Origin of the sequence: Burkholderia sp. 22313 (assembly GCF_052045245.1) — a bacterium.
Lineage (GTDB): Bacteria > Pseudomonadota > Gammaproteobacteria > Burkholderiales > Burkholderiaceae > Burkholderia.
On the sequence record NZ_JBQEON010000060.1, the window covers coordinates 1 to 21194 of the forward strand.

Here is a 21194-nt window from a genome sequence, read left to right on the forward strand (position 1 = left end):
AGGATGGCCGGGTTCTCGAGCGTGGACGTGTCCTGCGTGATCGCCTCGCCCTTCGCGAGCGAGCGCAGCAGGCGCCGCATGATCTTGCCCGAGCGCGTCTTCGGCAGGTTGTCGCCGAAACGGATGTCCTTCGGCTTCGCGATCGGGCCGATCTGCTTGCCGACCCAGTCGCGCAGCGTCTTCGCGAGCGCCGCCGCTTCCTCGCCTTCCGGGCGCGAGCGCTTCAGCACCACGAACGCGACCACCGCCTCGCCCGTCGTGTCGTCCGGACGGCCGACCACCGCCGCTTCCGCAACCAGTTCGTGCGACACCAGCGCCGACTCGATCTCCATCGTGCCGAGCCGGTGGCCCGACACGTTCAGCACGTCGTCGATGCGGCCCATGATCGTGAAGTACCCGGTGTCCTTGTCGCGCACCGTGCCGTCGCCGGCGAGGTACAGCCGGCCGCCGAGTTCTTCCGGGTAGTAACTCTTCTTGAAACGCTCCGGGTCGCCCCAGATCGTGCGGATCATCGCCGGCCACGGGCGCTTGACGACGAGAATCCCGCCTTGCCCGTTCGGTACGTCCTGGCCCGTTTCGTCGACCACCGCGGCCATGATGCCCGGCAGCGGCAGCGTGCACGAACCCGGCACCGTCGGCGTCGCGCCCGGCAGAGGCGTGATCATGTGGCCGCCGGTTTCGGTCTGCCACCACGTGTCGACGATCGGGCAGCGTTCCTGGCCGACATGCTTGTGATACCACATCCACGCTTCCGGATTGATCGGCTCGCCGACCGTGCCGATGATGCGCAGGCTCGACAGGTCATAGCTCTTCGGGTGGACCTTGTCGTCGGCTTCCGCGGCCTTGATGAGCGAACGGATCGCGGTCGGCGCGGTGTAGAACACCGTGACCTTGTGGTCGCCGATCATCTTCCAGAAGCGGCCGGCGTCCGGATAAGTCGGCACGCCTTCGAACACGACCTGCGTGCCGCCGCACGCGAGCGGGCCGTACGTGATGTACGTGTGCCCGGTCACCCAGCCGATGTCGGCCGTGCACCAGAACACGTCGTCGGGTTTCCAGTCGAACGTCCACTTCATCGTCTGCGCGGCCCACAGCAGGTAGCCGCCGGTGCTGTGCTGCACGCCCTTCGGCTTGCCGGTCGAGCCCGACGTATACAGGATGAACAGCGGATGCTCGGCGCCGACCCATTCCGGCGCACACGTGTCGGACTCGCCGTCCGCGAGTTCGTGCATCCACAGGTCGCGTCCGGCATGCCAGTCGATCTTGCCGCCGGTGCGGCGATAGACGATCACGCTCTTGACCGCTTCGCAGCCGCCCATCGCGATCGCTTCGTCGGCGATGCTCTTGAGCGGCAGCGTCTTGCCGCCGCGCGCCTGCTCGTCGGCGGTGATGAGCGCAACGGCGCCGACGTCGACGAGCCGCTCGTTCAGCGATTTGGCGGAGAAGCCGCCGAACACGACCGAGTGCGTGGCGCCGATGCGCGCGCAGGCCTGCATCGCGACGATGCCCTCGATCGACATCGGCATGTAGATGACGACGCGGTCGCCCTTGGCGATTCCGCGCTTCTTCAGCGCATTGGCGAAGCGCGATACGCGGGCGAGCAGATCGGCGTAGGTGACGCGCGTGACGGTGCCGTCGTCGGCCTCGAAGATCACCGCGACGCGCTGGCCGTTGCCGGCTTCGACGTGACGATCGAGGCAGTTGTACGACGCGTTGAGTTCGCCGTCGTCAAACCACTTGTAGAACGGTGCGTCGCGCTCGTCGAGCACCTTCGTGAACGGCTTGTGCCAGCTGAGGCCTTCGCGGGCGAGACGCGCCCAGAAGCCTTCGTAATCGCGCTCGGCTTCGGCGGCGAGCGCACGGTAGGCCGGCATGCCGGAAATGGTCGCCGCCTTCTCGAGCGCCGCGGGCGGCGCAAACTGACGGGTTTCGTGAAGAACCGATTCAATCGCAGACATCGACTACCCCTTGGTGAACATGAATCCTCTGGCGGCGCGATCGTGCGCACCGCGTGTCTTGGCCGGCGCATGCGCGCCGCTGTCTCCCACCACCCGCGCACGGCCCGAAGGCTGCGCGCGATGCTGCGCCGCACCACGTCACGGTGGACGCACGGCCCGGCGGTTTCCACGATAAGCGCTCGAACTTACCCGTCACTTACGCGACCTCGCCGTTTCGTACGCCGCACCGCCTGACGGGCGGCGCATTACGGTCAGCGCTTGCTTTAAGCCAGCCGCTTTACAGCCAGCCGCTTTACAGCCAGCTTTACGCTGTTACAAACGCGACTCTACAATCCTAACTGAACTCGCCCCCCGGACTCCAGCTTGAATCGCTACGCCTTCTTCCTCATCCTGTCGATGCTGTTCGTCGGCAGCAACGTCGGTATCGGTAAATCCATCGTCGTCTTCGTCCCGGTCGCCATCCTCGCCACGCTGCGCTTCGTGATCGCGATCGCCGTGCTCTGGCCGCTGTTCAGCCCGGTGAAGATGCGCGCGGTCCGGCGCGCGGAATGGCTGAACCTGTTCCTGCAGGCGTTCTTCGGCACCTTCATGTTTACGCTGCTGATGCTCAACGGCGTGCAGCGCACGAGCGCGGTCGCGGCCGGCGTGATCACCAGCACGATCCCGGCGATCGTCGCGCTGTTCGCGTGGCTGATCCTGCGCGAAAAACCGAACGGCCGTGCGCTCGTGTCGATCGCGCTCGCGATCGCCGGCGTCGTGACGATCAATCTCGCGAACGGCGGCGCAGGCAGCGCATCCGCGCACGGCGCGGGCGACACGTCGGCCGGCTCGCTGACCGGCAACCTGCTGATTCTCGGTGCGGTGTGCTGCGAATCGATCTACGTGATCCTGTCGCGCCGGCTCACGCAGACGCTCGCGCCGATCGACATCTGCGCATACACGCACCTGTTCGGCCTGTGCCTGATGCTGCCGCTCGGCGCGACCGCGCTGTGGCATTTCGATTACGCGAGCGTGCCGGCCGGCACGTGGGCGCTCGTCGTCTGGTACGGGCTGTCGGCCAGCATCTTCTCGTTCTGGTTGTGGATGAAGGGCATCCGCCACGTGCCGGGCAGCCTCGCCGGCGTGTTCAGCGCGGTGCTGCCGGTCGCGGCAGCCGCGTACGGCATCGCCTTCCTCGGCGAGCGCCCGACGCTCGCGCACGGCATCGCGCTGGCGTGCGTGGTCACGGGCATCGTGCTCGCGAGCCTGCGCGCGAAACGCGTGCCGGCCGCCGCGTCCTGATCCGTCCCCGGTCGCACCGGCGCGTCGCTGCAGCCGCGCCGGCCGACGCGTTACAATAGCGCGCCTTTTCAAGATTACCCCCGATACCTGCACACAGCGCCCGACCCTCCATCATGTCTGCCCCGCATTCGCCCGGCTCCACCCGTCGTCCGCTACGCCCCCTGCCCGCACTGATCTTCATGAGCCGCTGGCTCCAGGTTCCGCTTTATCTGGGCCTGATCGTCGCGCAGGCCGTCTATGTGTTCCTGTTCCTGAAGGAAGTCTGGCACCTGCTGTCGCACGCGACCGGCCTGGACGAAGTCAGCGTGATGCTCGCGGTGCTCGGCCTGATCGACGTGGTGATGATCTCGAACCTGCTGATCATGGTGATCGTCGGCGGCTACGAAACGTTCGTGTCGCGCCTCGGCATCGAGGGCCATCCCGACGAGCCCGAGTGGCTCGACCACGTGAACGCGGGCGTGCTGAAGGTCAAGCTGTCGATGGCGCTGATCAGCATTTCGTCGATTCACCTGCTGAAAACCTTCATCAACCCGGACCAGCACACGACGCACGCGATCATGTGGCAGGTGATCATCCACGTGTCGTTCCTCGTGTCGGCGCTCGTGATGGCGTGGGTCGACCGCCTGACGACCCACACGCACCCGGCCCATTTCCACGAGACGCACGCGCCCGCGGCGAACGAGTCCCGCAAGCCGGCGAAGGCCGCCGTCAACGCATAAACGCATTCCCCACAGTCCCCACAGAGTCTCAGCCATGACCGTCATCAAACAGGAAGACCTGATCCAGAGCATCGCGGATTCGCTGCAATACATCAGCTACTACCACCCGCTCGACTACATCCAGGCCCTCGGCCGCGCGTACGAGCTGGAGGAGAGCCCGGCCGCAAAGGACGCGATCGCGCAGATCCTCACGAACAGCCGCATGTGCGCGGAAGGCCGCCGCCCGATCTGCCAGGACACCGGCATCGTCACGATCTTCGTGAAGGTCGGCATGGACGTGCGCTGGGACGGCGCGACGATGGGCCTCACCGACATGATCAACGAAGGCGTGCGCCGCGGCTACACGCACCCGGACAACGTGCTGCGCGCGTCGATCGTCAATCCGCCGGAAGGTGCCCGCAAGAACACGAAGGACAACACGCCGGCCGTGATCCACTACGAGATCGTGCCGGGCGACAAGGTCGACGTGCAGGTGGCGGCGAAGGGCGGCGGCTCGGAGAACAAGTCGAAGTTCGTGATGCTGAACCCGTCCGACTCGATCGTCGACTGGGTGCTGAAGACGGTCCCGACGATGGGTGCGGGCTGGTGCCCGCCGGGCATGCTCGGGATCGGCATCGGCGGCACCGCTGAAAAGGCGATGCTGATGGCGAAGGAATCGCTGATGGAGCCGATCGACATCCAGGAAATCATCGCGCGCGGCCCGCGGGACTGGGTCGAGGAACTGCGCGTGGAACTGCACGAGAAGGTCAACGCGCTCGGCATCGGCGCGCAGGGCCTCGGCGGCCTCGCGACCGTGCTCGACGTGAAGATCATGGCTGCGCCGACGCACGCCGCATCGAAGCCGGTCGCGCTGATCCCGAACTGCGCGGCGACCCGCCATGCCCACTTCGTGCTCGACGGTTCGGGCCCGGCCAAGCTTGAAGCGCCGTCGCTCGACGCCTGGCCGAAGGTCCAGTGGGAACCGAACACGGAAACCAGCAAGCGCGTCGACCTGAACACGCTGACGCCGGAAGAAGTCGCGAGCTGGGCGCCGGGCCAGACCCTGCTGCTGTCGGGCAAGATGCTCACGGGCCGCGACGCCGCGCACAAGCGCATCGCCGACATGCTCGCGAAGGGCGAGAAGCTGCCGGTCGACTTCACGAACCGCGTGATCTACTACGTCGGCCCGGTCGACCCGGTGCGCGACGAAGTCGTCGGCCCGGCAGGCCCGACGACGGCCACGCGGATGGACAAGTTCACCGAGACGATGCTCGCTCAGACGGGTCTGATCTCGATGGTCGGCAAGGCCGAGCGCGGGCCGGTCGCGATCGACGCGATCAAGAAGCACAAGGCGGCCTACCTGATGGCGGTCGGCGGTGCGGCCTACCTCGTGTCGAAGGCGATCCGCGGTGCGAAGGTGCTCGCATTCGAAGACCTCGGCATGGAAGCGATCTACGAGTTCGACGTCCAGGACATGCCGGTGACGGTGGCCGTCGATTCGTCGGGCACGTCGGTGCACCAGACGGGTCCGAAGGAATGGCAAGCGAAGATCGGCAAGATCCCGGTTGCAACCGCTTAAGCGCATGCACACGAAAGGCCGGATGACAGTCCGGCCTTTTTACTTCTCATTCTCGTGATAGCGTGCGGCCCGCAATCCGAGGCTGCTTCTCATTACCGGCAAAAGGCAGGCCCGACAAGGCTTCGAGGCTTGGCTTTTCTGGTTCGAGCGATTATCGTTCGGTTTCTGAAGGCCCACTGAACAAGGAACAGCCATGCAAGGCGACAAGAAAGTCATCGAATTCCTGAACGCCCAACTGAAGAACGAACTCACGGCGATCAACCAGTACTTCCTGCATGCACGCATGTACAAGCACTGGGGCCTCGACAAGCTCGGCAAGCACGAATACGACGAATCGATCGGCGAAATGAAGCACGCCGACTGGCTGATCGAGCGCGTGTTCATGCTCGACGGCCTGCCGAACCTGCAGGACCTGCACAAGCTGCTCGTCGGCGAGGAAACCGAAGAAATCCTGAAGTGCGACCTGAAGCTCGAGCAGATCTCGCAGTCCACCTGCAAGGAAGCGATCGCCTACTGCGAATCGGTGCGTGACTACGTGTCGCGCGAGATCTTCGAAAAGATCCTCGACGACACCGAAGAGCACATCGACTGGCTGGAAACGCAGATCGACCTGATCGGCAAGGTCGGCCTGCAGAACTACCAGCAGACGATGATGGGTTCGCCCGAGTAATCGCAGCCATCGCCGCCTCGCCGTCCGCATGACGATGACGATCCAGCCCGCCGCGTCCGGGGCCCGCCCCGCCGCCCCCGTCGGCATCTTCGACTCGGGGCTCGGCGGCCTGTCGGTGCTGCGCGCCGCGCGCGCGCACCTGCCCGACGAGTCGTTCGTCTACGTCGCCGATTCACACCATGCGCCGTATGGCCCGCGCGACGAGGCATTCATTACGGAACGCACGCTGGCCATCGGCGAGTGGCTGGCTCGCGAGGGCGCGAAAGCGCTCGTCATCGCGTGCAACACCGCAACGGCGCGGGCGATCGCGGCCATCCGCGAACGCCTGTCGATGCCGCTGGTCGGTGTCGAGCCGGGGATCAAACCGGCCGCCGCGCTGTCCGCGAGCGGCGTCGCGGGCGTCCTCGCCACGCAATCGACACTGAACAGCCCGCGCTTCCAGGCGCTGCTCGATCGCTACGGCGCCGGCCGCCGCTTCATCTGCCAGCCCGGCCACGGGCTCGTCGAAGCCATCGAACGTGGCGACACGAATTCGCCCGCCTTGCGCGCGTTGCTCGACAGCTACCTGCAGCCGATGCTCGACGACGGCGCCGATACGCTGGTGCTCGGCTGCACGCATTACCCGTTCTTCACCGAAACGATTCGTGACCTTGTTGGCGACCGCCTGACGATCGTCGACACGAGCGATGCGATCGCCCGCCAGCTGGCGCGGGTGCTCGATGAACGCGGCTTGCGCGCACCGGCCGGCACGCATGCCGCACCGCCGCGCTTTTGCTCGACGAGCGACGGCCGGCAATTGCGCGTGCTCGCATCGACGCTGCTCGGCCTCGACGCACCGGTCGAATCCGTCACCATTTCCTCGCCGAACGCGCGCGCCTGCGCGTCCGTCTGACGCGGGCCGGTACACCGCCGGCACGCCCTCTCCCGCCGCGGCTGTGCCGCGCCTGCCGTTTCAAGGGTCCGACGACCTTAAAAAAGCCGGATCCAGGCTTGTCAACGCCCGCAAAATTAATGATAATAATTCGCATTAACGTTAGCTATCGCAACTCATCATGATCGTCTGCGTGTGCAAGTCTGTTTCCGATCGCAAGATCCGCGCGTCCCTCGCCGAGGGCGTGAACTCTTTCGATGAACTCCAGTTCGAGCTTGGCGTCGCCACGTGCTGCGGCAAGTGCGAGGAGTCCGTGCGCGAGCTCATGGCCGAGCAAGGCGTCTGTGCGAGCCAGTGCGGCGTCGAGCGCCACGCTCACCCGATCCCGGTCGCGTTCTACGACCGCAAGGCCGCCTGAGCGGCGCCCGGCGCGCATGCGGCCCCGGCCGCGTTCAATGTCTGACCGTCAGCAAGCCACCGTCCGCGCGAGCCAACGGCTAACCTGCCAAGGAGCCTGTCATGGAATTGCTGATCGGATTTGTGACCACCGTGTGCATCTCGCTGCTGATCTTCCGCAAGTAATACCGACCCACCCGCCGCGCCCCGGGTGCGACGTCGTTCTTTCAAGCTAACATGCAGGCTTCGCAATCCGCTCCTGCCGGCGTCTTGCCGGCTGCTCCCCGTATGAATCCCCGTGTCATCGCCGTCGCGGTCGGTGTGCTCGCCGCACACGCGATCATGCTGACGGCCGCATGGCTCCATCGCAACGCGCCGCCGCCGAAAGCGGTCGAGGTTCAGTCGATCACCGCGCAGCTCATCCCGCCGGCGCCGGCCGCTCAGCCGGTCGCGGTCGAATCGGTTGCGCAACCCGCACCGCCGAAGCCCGCACCGCGCGTGAAGCCGAAGGTCGAGCCGAAGCCGGTGCAGAAAGCCGCGAAGCCGACACCGCTGCCCGTCGCGCAATCGCCATCGCCGACGGCCGCGGCGGCAGCCGACCCCACACCCGCGCCCACCCCGCCCGCCCCAGTTGCCGCTGCACCGGCGGCAACACCCGGCCCGGCTCGGGAGACGATGCAAGTCAGCGCGCCGAAGAACGTCTCGGCGCTCAAGTGCAGTTTCGTGAAGCCCACGTATCCGTCGATGTCGCGCCGCCGCGGCGAAACGGGCACGGCCTATGTTCACTTCGTCATCGGCGTGACGGGCAAGATTGAAAGTGTCGAGTTGCAGAAGAGCAGCGGTTACCCGCGTCTCGACGAGGCAGCGCTCGACGCCACGCGCGCCAGCACCTGCCCGCCGTATGTCGAGAACGGGCAAGCGATCCGCGCCGCCCACACGCTGCCCTTCAACTTTACGCTCGACGATTAACCCGCCTCATTCGGAAGATTCAAAGGAAATAAAAATGCAAAGCTACGGTATCGCGCACGTCTGGGCGCAAGGTGATTTCGTCACACGCGCCATCGCGATCACGCTGCTCGTGATGTCGGTCCTGTCGTGGATCGTGATCATCGTCAAGGGCTGGAACGTGATTCGCCTGAACCGTCTCACGAAGAATGCCGAGCAGGCGTTCTGGCATTCCGACGATTTCGACGACGGCATCAAGAAGCTGGGGCTCGCCGCATCGACGCCGAGCGACAACCCGTTCCTCGCGCTCGCGCTGTCGGGCAAGGAGGCTGCCGATCACCACCATCAGACGCAACCGCACCTGCACGATCGCATGGACGTGTCGGACTGGGTCACGCGCTGCCTGAAGGACACGATGGACGAAGGCATCTCGCGCATGCAGGCCGGCCTCGCGATTCTCGCGTCGATCGGCAGCACGGCGCCGTTCGTCGGCCTGTTCGGCACGGTCTGGGGCATCTACCACGCACTGCTCGTGATCGGCGCAACCGGCCAGACGTCGATCGACCAGGTCGCGGGCCCGGTCGGCGAATCGCTGATCATGACGGCGTTCGGCCTGTTCGTCGCGATTCCCGCGGTGCTCGGCTACAACGCACTGACCCGCGCGAACAAGGGTGTCGTCAGCAAGCTGCGCCGCTTCGCGCATGGCTTGCATGCTTACTTCGTGACGGGCGCGCGCCTCGCGTCGTCGTCGACTCGCGACGGCCTGCGTCTCGCGACGCGCGCCAGCTGAGACGGGGTGAACCATGGCGATGAACACCGGTTTCAGCGATGACGACGACGATGGCGTGATGAGCGAGATCAACATGACGCCACTCGTCGACGTCATGCTCGTACTCCTGATCATTTTCCTCGTGACGATCCCGGCGATGCAGCATGCGGTGAAGATCGACCTGCCACACGCAAGCAGCCAGCCCGTCGACGAGAAGCCGCAGACGGTCGACGTCGCGATCCAGGGCAACGGCACGATCCTGTGGAACGACCAGGCGATCACGCGCGCGCAGTTGCAGGCGCACATTGCGGAAGCGGCACAGCATCAGCCGCAACCGGAGTTGCACCTGCGCGCCGATCGCAAGGTTGCCTATGAGCGCGTGGCCGAAGTGATGTCCGATGCGCAGGCCGGCGGCCTGACGAAGCTCGGCTTCGTGACGGAGCCGACTGCGAAGGCGAAGTAACGCAGACGCGTTCTGCGGGCAGCCCTGGCCGGCGGCACCTCGCTGGCCGCACCTGGCCGGCCACACAAAGTAAAAGGCCTTCATCGCCAGATGAAGGCCTTTTTTCATGCGCACGCGGGCGCCTTCGGGCGGCGGGCTCTTCGGCGGTATCGGTTGCGCCTCGAGCAACGCAAATGCGGCTACCGTGGTCTGCACGGACTGCGCGTTCTGCCCTATCTGGCTCGCAATATATGCGGCCACCTGATTCCGCTCAGAACTTCCTTCGCGAAATGGGATTTCAATATAGGCGCGCGCGCGTACGCATTCAAGGCCCGGGCGATTGAAACTTGCGATTGCAGGCGGCGCTTCAATGACAAAACAAATTTGCCACGACGCGCATCTTGCATTCAGGTGGACGAAGCATCGGCCGCTGCCGCTTCCTTCTTCTCGCGCTCCGGGCAGCCCGGCTGCTTGTAATCGCCGTGGTCGAGTTTCTCGACCAGATAGTCGACGAACGCACGCACCGCGGGCGGCATCCCCTGCCGCGACACGAACACCGCATAGAGTTGCGGCACCGGCAGCGTCCAGCCCGGCATCACGGGAGACAGTTGCCCCGCGCGCAACGCATTGCCGTACATCATCTCGGGCAACGCCGCGATCCCGAGGCCGTCGAGCACGGCCTCTCGGATTGTCATCAAGTCGGCCGTCACCAGCCGCGGATCGTGCTCGTGCAGGTGCCGCGTGCCGTCCGGCGCAATCAGGTTGAACACGTGCCGCCCGTCGACGCTCGGCGTATCGAGCGTCTCGAAGTGCGCCAGATCGTCCGGCACGAGCGGCGGCGCATTCTGGTTCAACAGGCTCGGCGCGCCGACCAGCATCTGCTCGGTCCGCCACAACGGCCGCACGACGATGTTCGCGTTCTGCGGCGGCTCCGAGCGCACGCGCAACGCGACGTCGATTGAATCCTCGAACAGGTCGATCACGCGATTCGTCACACGGATGTGCACCTTGACCTCGGGATAGCGGTGCAGGAATTCGGGGAGGAGGCGCGACAGCATCGTCTGCGACAGCGTGACGGGGACGCTCACGCGCACCGAACCTCGCGGCGATGAACGCAGTTGCTGCACCGCATTCATCGCGGCCTGGGCTTCGGAGAGCATCGCCTGGCAATGCTGGTAGAACAACTCCCCCGCCTCGGTCAGCGCGAGCTTGCGCGTCGAACGCTGCAGCAGGCGCACGCCGAGTGCCGCCTCGAGTTCGGTCAGGCGTCGCGACAGGCGTGATTTCGAGATACCCAGCACGCGTTCCGCCGCCGAGAAACCGCCGTGCTCGACGACCTGCGAGAAGTACATGAGGTCGTTCAGGTTATGTGCATCGATATTCATGTCATCGTTCCAATTTCAGAACAATCCATTGCGAACCGCCGTAAATCGGATGGCCAAACGCCCAATATAATAGCGCTATGTTTCAAAAATGACGCTATTCCGATGATCTCGAGGGCTTCTGCATGACGACCGCTCGCTCGCTTGACCGCACGTACCCCGCCCTTCGCGCGACCGAAGGCGGCGGCTTCGTGGTTCATCGCCCGTTCCCGACCCGGCTGCTGATGGATTTCGATCCGTTCCTGCTGCTCGATGAAATGGGCCCCGTCGACTATGCGCCCGGCGAAGCCATGGGCGCGCCGGACCATCCGCATCGCGGTTTCGAGACCGTCACCTACGTGCTCGACGGACGCTTTCGCCATCGCGACTCGGCCGGCCATGCCGGCACGCTCGGGCCCGGCGACGTGCAATGGATGACGGCCGGCGCGGGCGTCGTGCACAGCGAGATGCCGGATCCCGAATTCGCGCAGGCCGGCGGTCGCTCGCACGGTTTCCAGCTGTGGGTCAACCTGCCGCGCCGCGACAAGCTGATCGCACCGCGCTATCAGGAGATTGCGGCCGACCGCATTCCGCGCGCCACGTCGCCGGACGGCCGCGCGCAGGTTCGCGTGATCGCGGGCGTTGCGTTCGGCGTTCGCGCGGCGATCGAGACGCGCACGCCGATCCTGTACCAGCATTTCACGCTGCAACCGGGCGCAACGGTCACTCAGCCGGTGCCGGCCGGCTATCGCGTGTTCGCCTACCCGCTCGACGGCGCCGGCCGCTACGGACCCGACAGGCAGCCCGTCGATGCACGCCACATGGTCGTCTACGGCGACGAGGGCGGCACGGTGACGTTCGAAGCCGGCGATACGCCGCTCGACCTGCTGCTGATCGGCGGCGTGCCGCTCAACGAGCCGATCGTCCGGTACGGCCCATTCGTGATGAATACCGAGGAAGAGATCCGCCAGGCCGTCATCGACTACCAGACCGGCCGCATGGGTTGCATCGAAGGGTAACGCCCGCTCGGGGGCGCAGGTGCCGCGAAACGGCTCGTTTTGCGTCACAATGACTTCTTGAACCACGTGGCTGCCCGCCACCAGAAGGAACCCGTCCCCTTGAACTTCGAACATCTGATCCAGATCAACTCCGACGATCCGGCCGTGCCGTCCCTCACCCGCGATCAACTCTGGGAAGGCCTCGTGCTGCGCGCCGAACAGCCGCAGCTGTTCGTGATCGGCCTCGACAGTTGCGTCGTCCATGAACGGACGGACACGACGCTCGAACGCGAGCTGCATTACGGCCATGCGACCGTGCGCGACCGCGTGACGTTCACCCCGAACCAGCAGGTGCGCTACGACATCCATGCGGCCGGCGGCGACATCGGCGGCTCGCTGACGATGACGATCGAGGAGCGCGACGACCACGAGCTGTTCCTGCGCTTCGAATACCGGACGACGCTGACCGTCACGGACGACAGCGAGGAAGCGCGTCAGACGCACGGCATCGTCAAGGAAGCGTATCGCACGTCGGACATCGATACGGTGCGCCTGATCCGCGAATACGCGCAGGGGCGCAAGGATCCCGATCCGATCCACTGACGTCGGCGGCGGCCTGCGGGTCGCCCTTTGACTCAAGCTATCGGATTGGCCACATCGATCGATAAAGAGTTTTTGTAAATGGGAATAATTATCATTTAGAATTCATTCCATCGTATCGACAGTCACCGATCAACCGAATGACCGACACCACGCGCCCGACCACGCTGAGCTTGCGCCGCACGACCGGCACCGCAAGCGGCAACCGTCAGAAGACGGCAGCGATCACGACGCCGGCGAAACCCGCCGGAAGCTGCAACGCCGGCACGCGGACCCTCAGCAGCGATGCGCTGCTGCAAGGCCACAGCCACATCAGCATCGCGCATAACGGAGAGACGTATCAGTTGCGTGCCACGCGGCTCGGCAAGCTGATCCTGACGAAGTAACCGACCGAGTATTGTGGGGACCACCTCCTGAGAGGTGTTGGGCAGTAGCCAGCGTAACGGCTTGCACGCGAGATCTAGACCCCTTCGTGCAAACACACTCAAGCAGCCGTTGCAGCAAGCCAAGCCACTTTTTTGGTTCTCGCACAAGGAAGTAAAAAAGCGACACGTCGAAGGACGTGTCGCTTTTTGTTTGAGCGCCGTGATGCAAGGCAAGAAGAAACATCGCGGCAAGCTGCGCAGTTACTTCGGCGCGGTCCGGAGCGAGGCAACGAAACAACCTCGCCAGCGACTCCGGAACGCCGCCGCGCAAATTCAACACCGCATCAGAAACCCCAGAACATCAACCACCACGCGCTGTCGACAACGGCGAGGCCGGCCGCGAACCACACGAAGGCTGCCAGCCGGCGCGGCCACGCCGCATAGCGCCCCGTCACCTTCCATGCAAGCCAGGCGCTCCATGCATTCGCACCGACCAGGATCGCGATGCGCACGTCGGTCGCCCAGCCGAGCGGCACATGTTCGGCCCGCAGCAGCGACAGCGTCGTCGCCGACAGCCCGAGGAACACGCCTGCCCCCGCGATCGGGATCAGCGCCTGCGCGAGATGATGAAGCCGCACGCGATCGAAACGGCCGAGCATCAGCGTCGCGCCGGCCAGCAGCACGAGCAGCGCGGTGCCATACACGAGCCCCGTGCCGACGATGTAGCTGACGACCAGCCCGCCGTCGAGCCACGAGAACACGTCGTTGCGATCCGGATAGTGCGTGAGCAGGAACCACGGTGCGTTGGTCTCGAGCGGCCACGTGATGTCATGGTCGATCAGCCAGCCCGCGAGCCATTGCTTGATCTGCACGAACCACGGGCTGACGGTCCAGTGGAATGCGCCGATCGCGACGCCGAGCAGGCCGTACAGGATCAGTGCCGTATCCCACGGGTTCGCCTGCTGCGCACCGAGGTTCACGACTTCGTCGGACGGCGAGCGCCACGACAGCGAGATCGCATCGCGGTGCCCGCTGCAGCGGCCGCACATGTGACATGCGGCGGCGCCCTTCATGTTGCGCAACGGCACGAGCGGCGCGCAATTGATCGGAATCACGCGGTGCCCGTGCTCGCCGTTCTTGTACGAACGGCGCCACGCATCTTCATCGACCTTGTAGCGCATCGGCGCGAGCCGCGAGAGCAGCCCGAACACGCCGTTGACCGGGCACAGGTACTTGCACCACACGCGCTTTTCGCGGCCGTACAGCAAGCCAATCACGATCGCGCCGACGGTCGAGCCGCCGAGCACGAACAGCACCGCGAGCGGGTACTGGTACACGCTGACCATCTGCCCGTAGATCGTCGTGAGCCCGAACGCGACGAACGGCCAGCCGCCCCACCGCATCCAGCGCGGAATCGCGCCGCCGCGGCCGAACTTGCTTGCATATTCGGTCAGTGCGCCCTCCGGGCACAGCACCCCGCACCAGACGCGGCCGAGCATCACCATCGACAGCAGCACGAACGGCCACCAGATGCCCCAGAACACGAACTGCGCGATCAGCGTGAGATTGCTCCACAGATGCGCGGAATCGTCCGGCAGCGGCAACACCGCCGGCACGATGATCAGGAACGCGTAGACGCCGACGACGACCCACTGGATCCCGCGGATCACCGCGCCGTGGCGCTGCATCCACTGGCCGGCCTGCGCGAGCCAGCCCGGCTTGGTTGCGGCGACAACGCTCATGCCGCGCGACCTGCAGGAACGGCCGGACGGCGGCTCGCGCGCTTCATCAGCAGCCACACCACCGCCCAGTACACCGCATACGCGACCAGGTTGGTCAGTGCCGGATGCGCGCGATAGCCGGTCAGCGTCGCGACGAGCGAACCGAACGTGCCGGAATCATCGAGGATCCGGGACGTATCCCACACTTGCGAGATACCGAGCGGCAGGATTTCCTTGTCGATGAGCTTGTCGACACCGGTCTGGAACAGGCCCGCCCCGAGGAACAGCAGCATCACTTCGGTGACGCGGAAGAAATGCCGCCACGAGAAGTACTTGCCGCCGAGCTGCAGCAGATAAAACGTAAGGAACGCGAGCCCGAGGCCGATCACGACCGCGAGCATCTGGCTGCCGTCCACATGTCCCGACTGGCCGAAACCGAGGCCGTACAGGAAGATCACGGTCTCGCTGCCTTCGCGTGCGATCGCGAGCGCGACCAGCACCGCGACGCCCCACCAGTTCGAGTCGCGCGTACTCTGCTGCAGCGACTGCTCCATGTCGCGCTTCAGCGTGCGGCCGTGGCGGCGCATCCACAGCACCATCTGCACGATCAGTACACACGCGATCAGCACCATCGCGGTCTGGAAATAGTCCTGCGCGTCGCCGGACAGCACTTCGGTAAAGCCGACGAGTGCGGCACCGAGGCCGACTGCCATCAGCAGGCCAACGCCAACGCCCGTCCACAGAAACGGCAGGCCGCGGCGCGCGTCGTCGTCACCGTTCTTCAGCCATGCATAGAGGATGCCGACGACGAGCAGCGCTTCGACGCTCTCCCGCCAGACGATGAACAAGATCTGACCCATTGAATCCTCCTGACGCGCGGGGCAACGCAGTGGTGCGCCCGCACGCAGATAAAACGCATTACTTCGCGACGATCACGCCCTGCGCCTGCTGGTGGAAATCGTCGAAAAACTTGTACTCGCCCGGCGACAGCGGGGCGACAACCACGAATGAATCGGCGCCCGGCGCAAGCACCTTCTCCTTGCGCAACTGCACGCTCTCGAATTCAGCGGCACCCTTGCCGGTATTCCTGATCTCGATCTTGAAGCGCTGGCCGGCCGGGACTTCGATGCGGGCGGGATTCAGCTTGCCGTCCGTCATCTCGAGCTTGAACGTCGGCAGATCGGCGGCATGCGCCGCGCCGGCGAGCCACAGCGCGGCGGCTGCGGCGACGATTTTCTGGGGAAATTTCATTCTGGGCTCTCTACGTCGACGGCGCGCCGAAGCACGCCGTCCGTGATGCAACCGGTCAATACCCGCCCTTCTTGCCGATGCCGGCGAACGGGAAGTCGTACTCGAGGGTAATGGGCTTGAACCACGCGCCCACGCCCGTTTCCTTGTCGACGTGACGGCCGAACGCCATGTGGCCCGACTGCATCGGCGGCTTGACGGTCATCGTCAGGTGATACTTGCCCGGGCCGGCGAGCTTCACGTTGTCGCCGTAGTGCGGGCCGTCGCTCGCGACCATGCCCATCAGGTCGCCTTCCGCCTTCCACTTCGTGTCGCCCTGCTTCGTCAGCTTGTACGTGACCTGCAGGTACGGCATCCAGTCGCCTTCCGCGAAACCCGTCGGGTTGTTCTTGACCGCGTGGATGTCCGCCTCGAGGTGGATGTCGGAATCCGACGCCTTGCGCATCATCCCTTCCGGATCCATCGTGATCGGCTGCAGGTACACCGCGCCGATTTCCATGCCGCCCTGGATCTGCTGCTTGCCGATCGGATATTCGGCCGCCGAGGCCGACATCGCGGCAAGCGCCGCCGCTACCGCAACCGACGTGCGGATGAACGAAGAACCCAACATGGACACTCCTTGTTATTTGTCTGACACACTGCGCACCGCCCTCCGGGACGGCTCGCCGAAAACACTAACGCGATGAATAACGCTAATGCGAACTATTCTCAATACTTGCGAAGTTTAGCACCGAAACGGCTTCGGAACAAACGAGGCACCGTGTAAACCCCTGATCCAACAAGGCTTACAACGGTGTTACCGGAACATTTCAGTGACGTTTGGAAAGATTTACCGGCCGCCGTTGACGTGGTCGCCCACGTTCGCGCCGAACACGCGTTCGCGCAGCAGCGCGAGCTGGTCGCGGGTGGCCGCAGCCTTTTCGAACTCGAGGTTCTTCGCGTAGTCGGCCATCTGCTTTTCGAGACGCTTGATCTCTTTCGCGAGCTGCTTTTCCGACATGTCCTCGAATTTCGCGCGTTGCTGCGCTTCCTTCAGCTCGGCGCGCGCATCGTCGGCGTTATAGACGCCATCGATGATGTCCTTGATGCGCTTCACGACGCCGCGCGGCGTGATGCCCATCTTCTCGTTGTGCGCGATCTGCTTTGCGCGGCGCCGCTCGGTCTCGCCGATCGCGCGCTTCATCGAGTCCGTCATGTTGTCGGCGTACAGGATCGCCTTGCCGTTCACGTTACGCGCCGCGCGGCCGATCGTCTGGATCAGCGAGCGCTCGGCGCGCAGGAAGCCTTCCTTGTCCGCGTCGAGAATCGCGACGAGCGACACCTCCGGAATGTCGAGGCCTTCGCGCAGCAGGTTGATCCCGACCAGCACGTCGAACGTGCCGAGCCGCAGGTCGCGGATGATCTCGACCCGCTCGACCGTATCGATGTCGCTGTGCAGGTAGCGTACCTTGACGCCGTGGTCGGCCAGGAACTCGGTGAGCTGCTCGGCCATCCGCTTCGTCAGCACGGTGATCAGCACGCGCTCGCCGGCATTCACGCGCGCGTTGATCTCGGTCAGCACGTCGTCGACCTGCGAGCTGGCCGGGCGCACTTCGATTTCCGGATCGACGAGCCCGGTCGGCCGCACCACCTGCTCGGCGACCTGCCCCGTCACGCGCTTCTCGTAGTCGGCGGGTGTCGCCGACACGAACACCACCTGGCGCATCTTGCGCTCGAATTCCGGGAACTTGAGCGGCCGGTTGTCCAGCGCCGACGGCAGCCGGAAACCGTAGTTCACGAGGTTTTCCTTGCGTGCGCGGTCGCCGTTGTACATGCCGTTCAGCTGGCCGATCAGCACGTGCGATTCGTCGAGCAGCATCAGCGCGTCGGGCGGCAGGTAGTCGACGAGCGTCGGCGGCGGGTCGCCGGGCGCGGCGCCCGAGAAATGCCGCGAGTAGTTCTCGATGCCCTTGCAAAAGCCGAGCTCCTGCAGCATCTCGAGGTCGAACCGCGTGCGCTGCTCGAGGCGCTGCGCCTCGACGAGCTTGCCGTCGGCGTAAAAGAACTCGAGGCGCTCGCGCAATTCGTCCTTGATCGTCTCGACCGCACGCATCACGGTGTCGCGCGGCGTCACGTAGTGCGACGACGGATACACGGTGAAGCGCGGAATCTTCTGCCGCACGCGCCCGGTCAGCGGATCGAACAGTTGCAGCGTCTCGACCTCGTCGTCGAACAGCTCGACGCGCACGGCCATCTCCGCGTGCTCGGCCGGGAAGATGTCGATCGTGTCGCCGCGCACGCGGAACGTGCCGCGCTGGAAGTCCTGTTCGTTGCGCGAGTACTGCATCGCGATCAGCCGCGCGATCACGTCGCGCTGGCCGAGCTTGTCGCCGGTGCGCAGCGTCAGGATCATCTGGTGGTATTCGGACGGGTTGCCGATACCGTAGATCGCCGACACCGTCGCGACGATCACGACGTCGCGCCGCTCCATCAGGCTCTTCGTCGCCGACAGCCGCATCTGCTCGATGTGTTCGTTGATCGACGAATCCTTCTCGATGAACAGGTCGCGCTGCGGCACGTACGCTTCCGGCTGGTAATAGTCGTAGTACGAGACGAAGTACTCGACCGCGTTGCGCGGGAAGAATTCGCGGAACTCCGCGTAGAGCTGCGCGGCGAGCGTCTTGTTCGGCGCGAACACGATCGCCGGACGGCCGAGCCGGGCGATCGTATTGGCCATCGTGAAGGTCTTGCCCGAACCGGTCACGCCGAGCAGCGTCTGGAATGCGAGGCCGTCGCCGACACCTTCGACGAGCGTGTCGATCGCGGTCGGCTGGTCGCCGGCGGGCGGATACGGCTGGTACAACTGGAACGGCGACCCTTCGAAGGTCACGAATTTCGATTCGTCGAGCGCGTCGCCGACTTCGGCGTGATGTTCGGACATGGAGTGCGGCCGGAGCGTGGGCAAAAAAACTATTCTAGCGCTTCGCTGCGCCGCGAACCGCTGACGGCTCCTGACGCACGACGACGGCCAAAATCGCGATTCGCCGCGCAATCGCCGCCTCCGGCAGCGTGAATTCGCTACAATGTCACGCTGCTGCGCTTCCCGGCGCCGTGCCCGATGGCGCGCGATCCGCTGCGCCCGCCCCGCCGGCTGGAAGCCTGACCCTCTTTTCACTACTGCCGAATCATCATGTCGCTCTTCTCCGCTGTCCAGCTTGCTCCCCGCGACCCGATCCTGGGCCTGAACGAAGCCTTCAACGCCGATGCGCGCCCGACCAAGGTCAACCTCGGCGTCGGTGTGTACACGAACGAAGAAGGCAAGATTCCGCTGCTGCGCGCAGTTCGCGAAGCCGAAAAGGCGCGTGTCGACGCCGGCCTGCCGCGCGGCTACCTGCCGATCGACGGGATCGCCGCGTACGACGCAGCGGTGCAGAAGCTGCTGCTCGGCAACGATTCGCCGCTGATCGCCGCGGGCCGCGTGGTCACGGCGCAAGCACTGGGCGGCACGGGCGCACTGAAGATCGGCGCCGATTTCCTGCGCACCGTGAACCCGAACGTGAAGGTCGCGATCAGCGATCCGAGCTGGGAAAACCACCGCGCACTGTTCGAAGCGGCCGGCTTCGAAGTCGTCGCCTACCCGTACTACGACGCCGCAACCAACGGCGTGAACTTCGAAGGCATGCTGTCGGCGCTGAACGGCTATGCGGCAGGCACGATCGTCGTGCTGCACGCGTGCTGCCACAACCCGACCGGCGTGGACCTGACCGAAGCGCAGTGGCAGCAGGTCGTCGACGTCGTGAAGGCGCGCAACCTCGTGCCGTTCCTCGACATCGCATACCAGGGCTTCGGCGAAAACGTCGAGGCCGATGCCGCCGCCGTGCGTCTGTTTGCCGCGGCCGACCTGAACGCGTTCGTGTCGTCGTCGTTCTCGAAGTCGTTCTCGCTGTACGGCGAGCGCGTCGGCGCGCTGTCGATCATCACGTCGAGCAAGGAAGAAGCCACGCGCGTGCTGTCGCAACTGAAGCGCGTGATCCGCACGAACTACTCGAACCCGCCGACTCACGGCGGCGCCGTTGTCGCGGCCGTGCTCGCGTCGCCGGAACTGCACGCTTCGTGGGTGCAGGAACTCGGCGAAATGCGCGACCGCATCCGCGCGATGCGCAATGGTCTCGTCGAGCGCCTGAAGGCGAGCGGCGTCGATCGCGACTTCAGCTTCATCAACGCGCAGCGCGGGATGTTCTCGTATTCGGGCCTGACCTCGGCGCAAGTCGATCGCCTGCGTGAAGAGTTCGGCATCTATGCAGTCGGCACGGGCCGGATCTGCGTGGCAGCGCTGAACACGCGCAACCTCGACGCGGTTGCGAATGCAGTCGCCGCGGTCCTGAAGTAAGTCGGTGTCAGCGGGCGGCAGCCGTCACCGGCCCGCCCTGCCGAAACAAGAACGCGCTCCTCGGAGCGCGTTTTTTATGCTGTCCTGCCGGACCGGCCGGGGCAAATCCCCGCTCGAGCAGCGTATGTCCCGCCCGCCCGTGGCCGAGCCGGTTACTGCATGAACCAGCCGTGGCTGACGACGAACGACTGGCCCGTGAGCGCGGCGCTCGGGAACGCCGACAGGAACAGCACCGTCTGCGCGACGTCCTGTACCGTCGTGAACACGCCGTCGACCGTGTTGCCGAGCATCACCTTCTTGATCACGTCCTCTTCGCTGATGCCGAGCTCCTTCGCCTGCTCCGGAATCTGCTTGTCGACCAGCGGCGTGCGCACGAAGCCCGGACACACGACGTGCGAGCGCACGTTGTGCTTCGCGCCTTCCTTCGCCAGCACGCGCGCGAGGCCCAGCAGCCCGTGCTTGGCCGTCACGTACGCCGACTTCAGCGGCGACGCCTCGTGCGAGTGCACCGAGCCCATGTAGATCACGACGCCGCCGCGATCGTCCTTGTACATGTGCTTGAGCGCGGCCTTCGTCGTCAGGAACGCGCCGTCGACGTGGATCGCCTGCATCTTCTTCCAGTCGGAAAACGAATAGTTCTCGATCGGGTTGACGATCTGGATGCCCGCGTTCGACACGAGGATGTCGATCGAGCCGAATGCGGCGGCCACCTTGTCGATGCCGCTGTTGACCGCTTCCTCGCTGGTCACGTCCATCGCGACGCCGATCGCCTTGCCGCCTGCCTTGTTGATCTCGTCGGCAACCGCGTTCGCGCCGTCCTGGTTCAGGTCGGCGATCGCGACGGCCGCGCCCGCTTTCGCGAGCTCCAGCGCGATTTCCTTGCCGATGCCGCTTGCGGCGCCCGTGACGACTGCGGTCTTGCC

At 65.2% G+C, this 21194-nt stretch carries 21 protein-coding genes; 13 read left to right on the forward strand and 8 right to left on the reverse strand.

Translation table 11 applies throughout. The annotated features are described in order from the left end of the window. Window positions 1–1958 (reverse strand): acetate--CoA ligase (gene acs, locus ACTJKF_RS30665; protein WP_440628826.1); only part of this gene is annotated, 1958 nt, incomplete at its 3' end. Window positions 1959–2321: 363 nt separating this feature from the next. Here acs and ACTJKF_RS30670 point away from each other — a divergent pair. From ACTJKF_RS30670 to ACTJKF_RS30710, 9 genes are all read left to right on the forward strand, one after another. After that, window positions 2322–3239: a DMT family transporter gene (locus ACTJKF_RS30670; protein WP_440628828.1), complete on the forward strand. Its 918-nt coding sequence runs from the start codon at window positions 2322–2324 to the stop codon at window positions 3237–3239. A gap of 113 nt (window positions 3240–3352) precedes the next feature. Beyond that, window positions 3353–3958, forward strand: a complete 606-nt coding sequence (locus ACTJKF_RS30675) for a TIGR00645 family protein (RefSeq protein WP_124617830.1) — start codon at window positions 3353–3355, stop codon at window positions 3956–3958. A 34-nt stretch (window positions 3959–3992) separates the two neighbouring features. Beyond that, window positions 3993–5516, forward strand: a complete 1524-nt coding sequence (locus ACTJKF_RS30680) for a fumarate hydratase (RefSeq protein ID WP_440628830.1) — start codon at window positions 3993–3995, stop codon at window positions 5514–5516. 193 nt (window positions 5517–5709) lie between these two features. After that, window positions 5710–6186, forward strand: a complete 477-nt coding sequence (gene bfr, locus ACTJKF_RS30685; protein ID WP_121859190.1) for a bacterioferritin — start codon at window positions 5710–5712, stop codon at window positions 6184–6186. Between the two features lie 28 nt (window positions 6187–6214). After that, complete coding sequence (gene murI, locus ACTJKF_RS30690; RefSeq protein ID WP_440628833.1) at window positions 6215–7078, forward strand: glutamate racemase; 864 nt, start codon at window positions 6215–6217, stop codon at window positions 7076–7078. Window positions 7079–7238: 160 nt separating this feature from the next. Beyond that, a complete protein-coding gene (locus ACTJKF_RS30695; RefSeq protein ID WP_440628835.1) occupies window positions 7239–7475 on the forward strand; it encodes a (2Fe-2S)-binding protein in 237 nt (78 codons plus the stop codon). A gap of 215 nt (window positions 7476–7690) precedes the next feature. Beyond that, on the forward strand, window positions 7691–8422 hold the full coding sequence (locus ACTJKF_RS30700) for an energy transducer TonB (RefSeq protein ID WP_440628837.1): 732 nt from the start codon (window positions 7691–7693) through the stop codon (window positions 8420–8422). A gap of 34 nt (window positions 8423–8456) precedes the next feature. Beyond that, window positions 8457–9188, forward strand: a complete 732-nt coding sequence (locus ACTJKF_RS30705) for a MotA/TolQ/ExbB proton channel family protein (protein WP_440628838.1) — start codon at window positions 8457–8459, stop codon at window positions 9186–9188. A 13-nt stretch (window positions 9189–9201) separates the two neighbouring features. Next, window positions 9202–9630: an ExbD/TolR family protein gene (locus tag ACTJKF_RS30710; protein WP_440628839.1), complete on the forward strand. Its 429-nt coding sequence runs from the start codon at window positions 9202–9204 to the stop codon at window positions 9628–9630. Window positions 9631–10016: 386 nt separating this feature from the next. On the opposite strand, the gene ACTJKF_RS30715 is transcribed toward ACTJKF_RS30710, so the two are convergent. After that, on the reverse strand, window positions 10017–10994 hold the full coding sequence (locus ACTJKF_RS30715; RefSeq protein WP_440628840.1) for a LysR family transcriptional regulator: 978 nt from the start codon (window positions 10992–10994) through the stop codon (window positions 10017–10019). 122 nt (window positions 10995–11116) lie between these two features. Here ACTJKF_RS30715 and ACTJKF_RS30720 point away from each other — a divergent pair, with 122 nt between their 5' ends. The 3 genes from ACTJKF_RS30720 to hemP all read left to right on the forward strand — a co-directional run bounded on the left by ACTJKF_RS30720 (window position 11117) and on the right by hemP (window position 12954). Next, window positions 11117–11989 carry a pirin family protein gene (locus ACTJKF_RS30720; protein WP_440628842.1) on the forward strand — a complete coding sequence of 291 codons (873 nt, stop codon included), beginning with the start codon at window positions 11117–11119 and terminating at the stop codon, window positions 11987–11989. A gap of 99 nt (window positions 11990–12088) precedes the next feature. Then, window positions 12089–12571 carry an SRPBCC family protein gene (locus ACTJKF_RS30725; protein ID WP_440628843.1) on the forward strand — a complete coding sequence of 161 codons (483 nt, stop codon included), beginning with the start codon at window positions 12089–12091 and terminating at the stop codon, window positions 12569–12571. A gap of 137 nt (window positions 12572–12708) precedes the next feature. After that, window positions 12709–12954 (forward strand): hemin uptake protein HemP, encoded by a 246-nt coding sequence (gene hemP / locus ACTJKF_RS30730; RefSeq protein ID WP_440628844.1) that lies wholly within the window; start codon window positions 12709–12711, stop codon window positions 12952–12954. A gap of 323 nt (window positions 12955–13277) precedes the next feature. Here the strand turns inward: hemP and ACTJKF_RS30735 are convergent, their stop codons facing one another. The 5 genes from ACTJKF_RS30735 to uvrB all read right to left on the reverse strand — a co-directional run bounded on the left by ACTJKF_RS30735 (window position 13278) and on the right by uvrB (window position 18822). Then, window positions 13278–14675 (reverse strand): 4Fe-4S binding protein, encoded by a 1398-nt coding sequence (locus tag ACTJKF_RS30735; protein WP_440628846.1) that lies wholly within the window; start codon window positions 14673–14675, stop codon window positions 13278–13280. After that, the gene (locus tag ACTJKF_RS30740; protein WP_440628848.1) at window positions 14672–15514 is read right to left on the reverse strand and encodes an FTR1 family iron permease; all 843 of its coding nucleotides are present in this window, start codon (window positions 15512–15514) and stop codon (window positions 14672–14674) included. Before ACTJKF_RS30740 ends, ACTJKF_RS30735 begins: the two co-directional genes overlap by 4 nt. 58 nt (window positions 15515–15572) lie before the next feature. Further along, complete coding sequence (locus ACTJKF_RS30745; RefSeq protein WP_006760846.1) at window positions 15573–15905, reverse strand: cupredoxin domain-containing protein; 333 nt, start codon at window positions 15903–15905, stop codon at window positions 15573–15575. A 55-nt stretch (window positions 15906–15960) separates the two neighbouring features. Further along, window positions 15961–16512, reverse strand: a complete 552-nt coding sequence (locus ACTJKF_RS30750; RefSeq protein WP_057929472.1) for an iron transporter — start codon at window positions 16510–16512, stop codon at window positions 15961–15963. Window positions 16513–16731: 219 nt separating this feature from the next. Further along, window positions 16732–18822 carry an excinuclease ABC subunit UvrB gene (gene uvrB, locus ACTJKF_RS30755; RefSeq protein ID WP_440628850.1) on the reverse strand — a complete coding sequence of 697 codons (2091 nt, stop codon included), beginning with the start codon at window positions 18820–18822 and terminating at the stop codon, window positions 16732–16734. Between the two features lie 249 nt (window positions 18823–19071). On the opposite strand from uvrB, the gene ACTJKF_RS30760 reads away from it, so the two are divergent. Beyond that, window positions 19072–20271, forward strand: a complete 1200-nt coding sequence (locus ACTJKF_RS30760; RefSeq protein ID WP_440628851.1) for an amino acid aminotransferase — start codon at window positions 19072–19074, stop codon at window positions 20269–20271. A 152-nt stretch (window positions 20272–20423) separates the two neighbouring features. Here the strand turns inward: ACTJKF_RS30760 and ACTJKF_RS30765 are convergent. Next, a partial coding sequence (locus tag ACTJKF_RS30765; protein WP_440624441.1) for a 3-hydroxybutyrate dehydrogenase occupies window positions 20424–21194 on the reverse strand: 771 nt, incomplete at its 5' end.

Excerpts from the sequence above, each read along its gene's own strand:
- uvrB (WP_440628850.1), bottom strand. The coding sequence starts at position 18,822 with ATGTCCGAACATCACGCCGAAGTCGGCGACGCGCTCGACGAATCGAAA.
- ACTJKF_RS30740 (WP_440628848.1), bottom strand. The coding sequence starts at position 15,514 with ATGGGTCAGATCTTGTTCATCGTCTGGCGGGAGAGCGTCGAAGCGCTG.
- hemP (WP_440628844.1), top strand. The coding sequence starts at position 12,709 with ATGACCGACACCACGCGCCCGACCACGCTGAGCTTGCGCCGCACGACC.
- murI (WP_440628833.1), top strand. The coding sequence starts at position 6,215 with ATGACGATGACGATCCAGCCCGCCGCGTCCGGGGCCCGCCCCGCCGCC.
- ACTJKF_RS30705 (WP_440628838.1), top strand. The coding sequence starts at position 8,457 with ATGCAAAGCTACGGTATCGCGCACGTCTGGGCGCAAGGTGATTTCGTC.
- ACTJKF_RS30715 (WP_440628840.1), bottom strand. The coding sequence starts at position 10,994 with ATGAATATCGATGCACATAACCTGAACGACCTCATGTACTTCTCGCAG.
- ACTJKF_RS30680 (WP_440628830.1), top strand. The coding sequence starts at position 3,993 with ATGACCGTCATCAAACAGGAAGACCTGATCCAGAGCATCGCGGATTCG.
- ACTJKF_RS30750 (WP_057929472.1), bottom strand. The coding sequence starts at position 16,512 with ATGTTGGGTTCTTCGTTCATCCGCACGTCGGTTGCGGTAGCGGCGGCG.
- ACTJKF_RS30710 (WP_440628839.1), top strand. The coding sequence starts at position 9,202 with ATGGCGATGAACACCGGTTTCAGCGATGACGACGACGATGGCGTGATG.
- ACTJKF_RS30735 (WP_440628846.1), bottom strand. The coding sequence starts at position 14,675 with ATGAGCGTTGTCGCCGCAACCAAGCCGGGCTGGCTCGCGCAGGCCGGC.
- ACTJKF_RS30695 (WP_440628835.1), top strand. The coding sequence starts at position 7,239 with ATGATCGTCTGCGTGTGCAAGTCTGTTTCCGATCGCAAGATCCGCGCG.
- ACTJKF_RS30675 (WP_124617830.1), top strand. The coding sequence starts at position 3,353 with ATGTCTGCCCCGCATTCGCCCGGCTCCACCCGTCGTCCGCTACGCCCC.
- ACTJKF_RS30720 (WP_440628842.1), top strand. The coding sequence starts at position 11,117 with ATGACGACCGCTCGCTCGCTTGACCGCACGTACCCCGCCCTTCGCGCG.
- ACTJKF_RS30760 (WP_440628851.1), top strand. The coding sequence starts at position 19,072 with ATGTCGCTCTTCTCCGCTGTCCAGCTTGCTCCCCGCGACCCGATCCTG.
- ACTJKF_RS30745 (WP_006760846.1), bottom strand. The coding sequence starts at position 15,905 with ATGAAATTTCCCCAGAAAATCGTCGCCGCAGCCGCCGCGCTGTGGCTC.
- ACTJKF_RS30700 (WP_440628837.1), top strand. The coding sequence starts at position 7,691 with ATGCAGGCTTCGCAATCCGCTCCTGCCGGCGTCTTGCCGGCTGCTCCC.
- bfr (WP_121859190.1), top strand. The coding sequence starts at position 5,710 with ATGCAAGGCGACAAGAAAGTCATCGAATTCCTGAACGCCCAACTGAAG.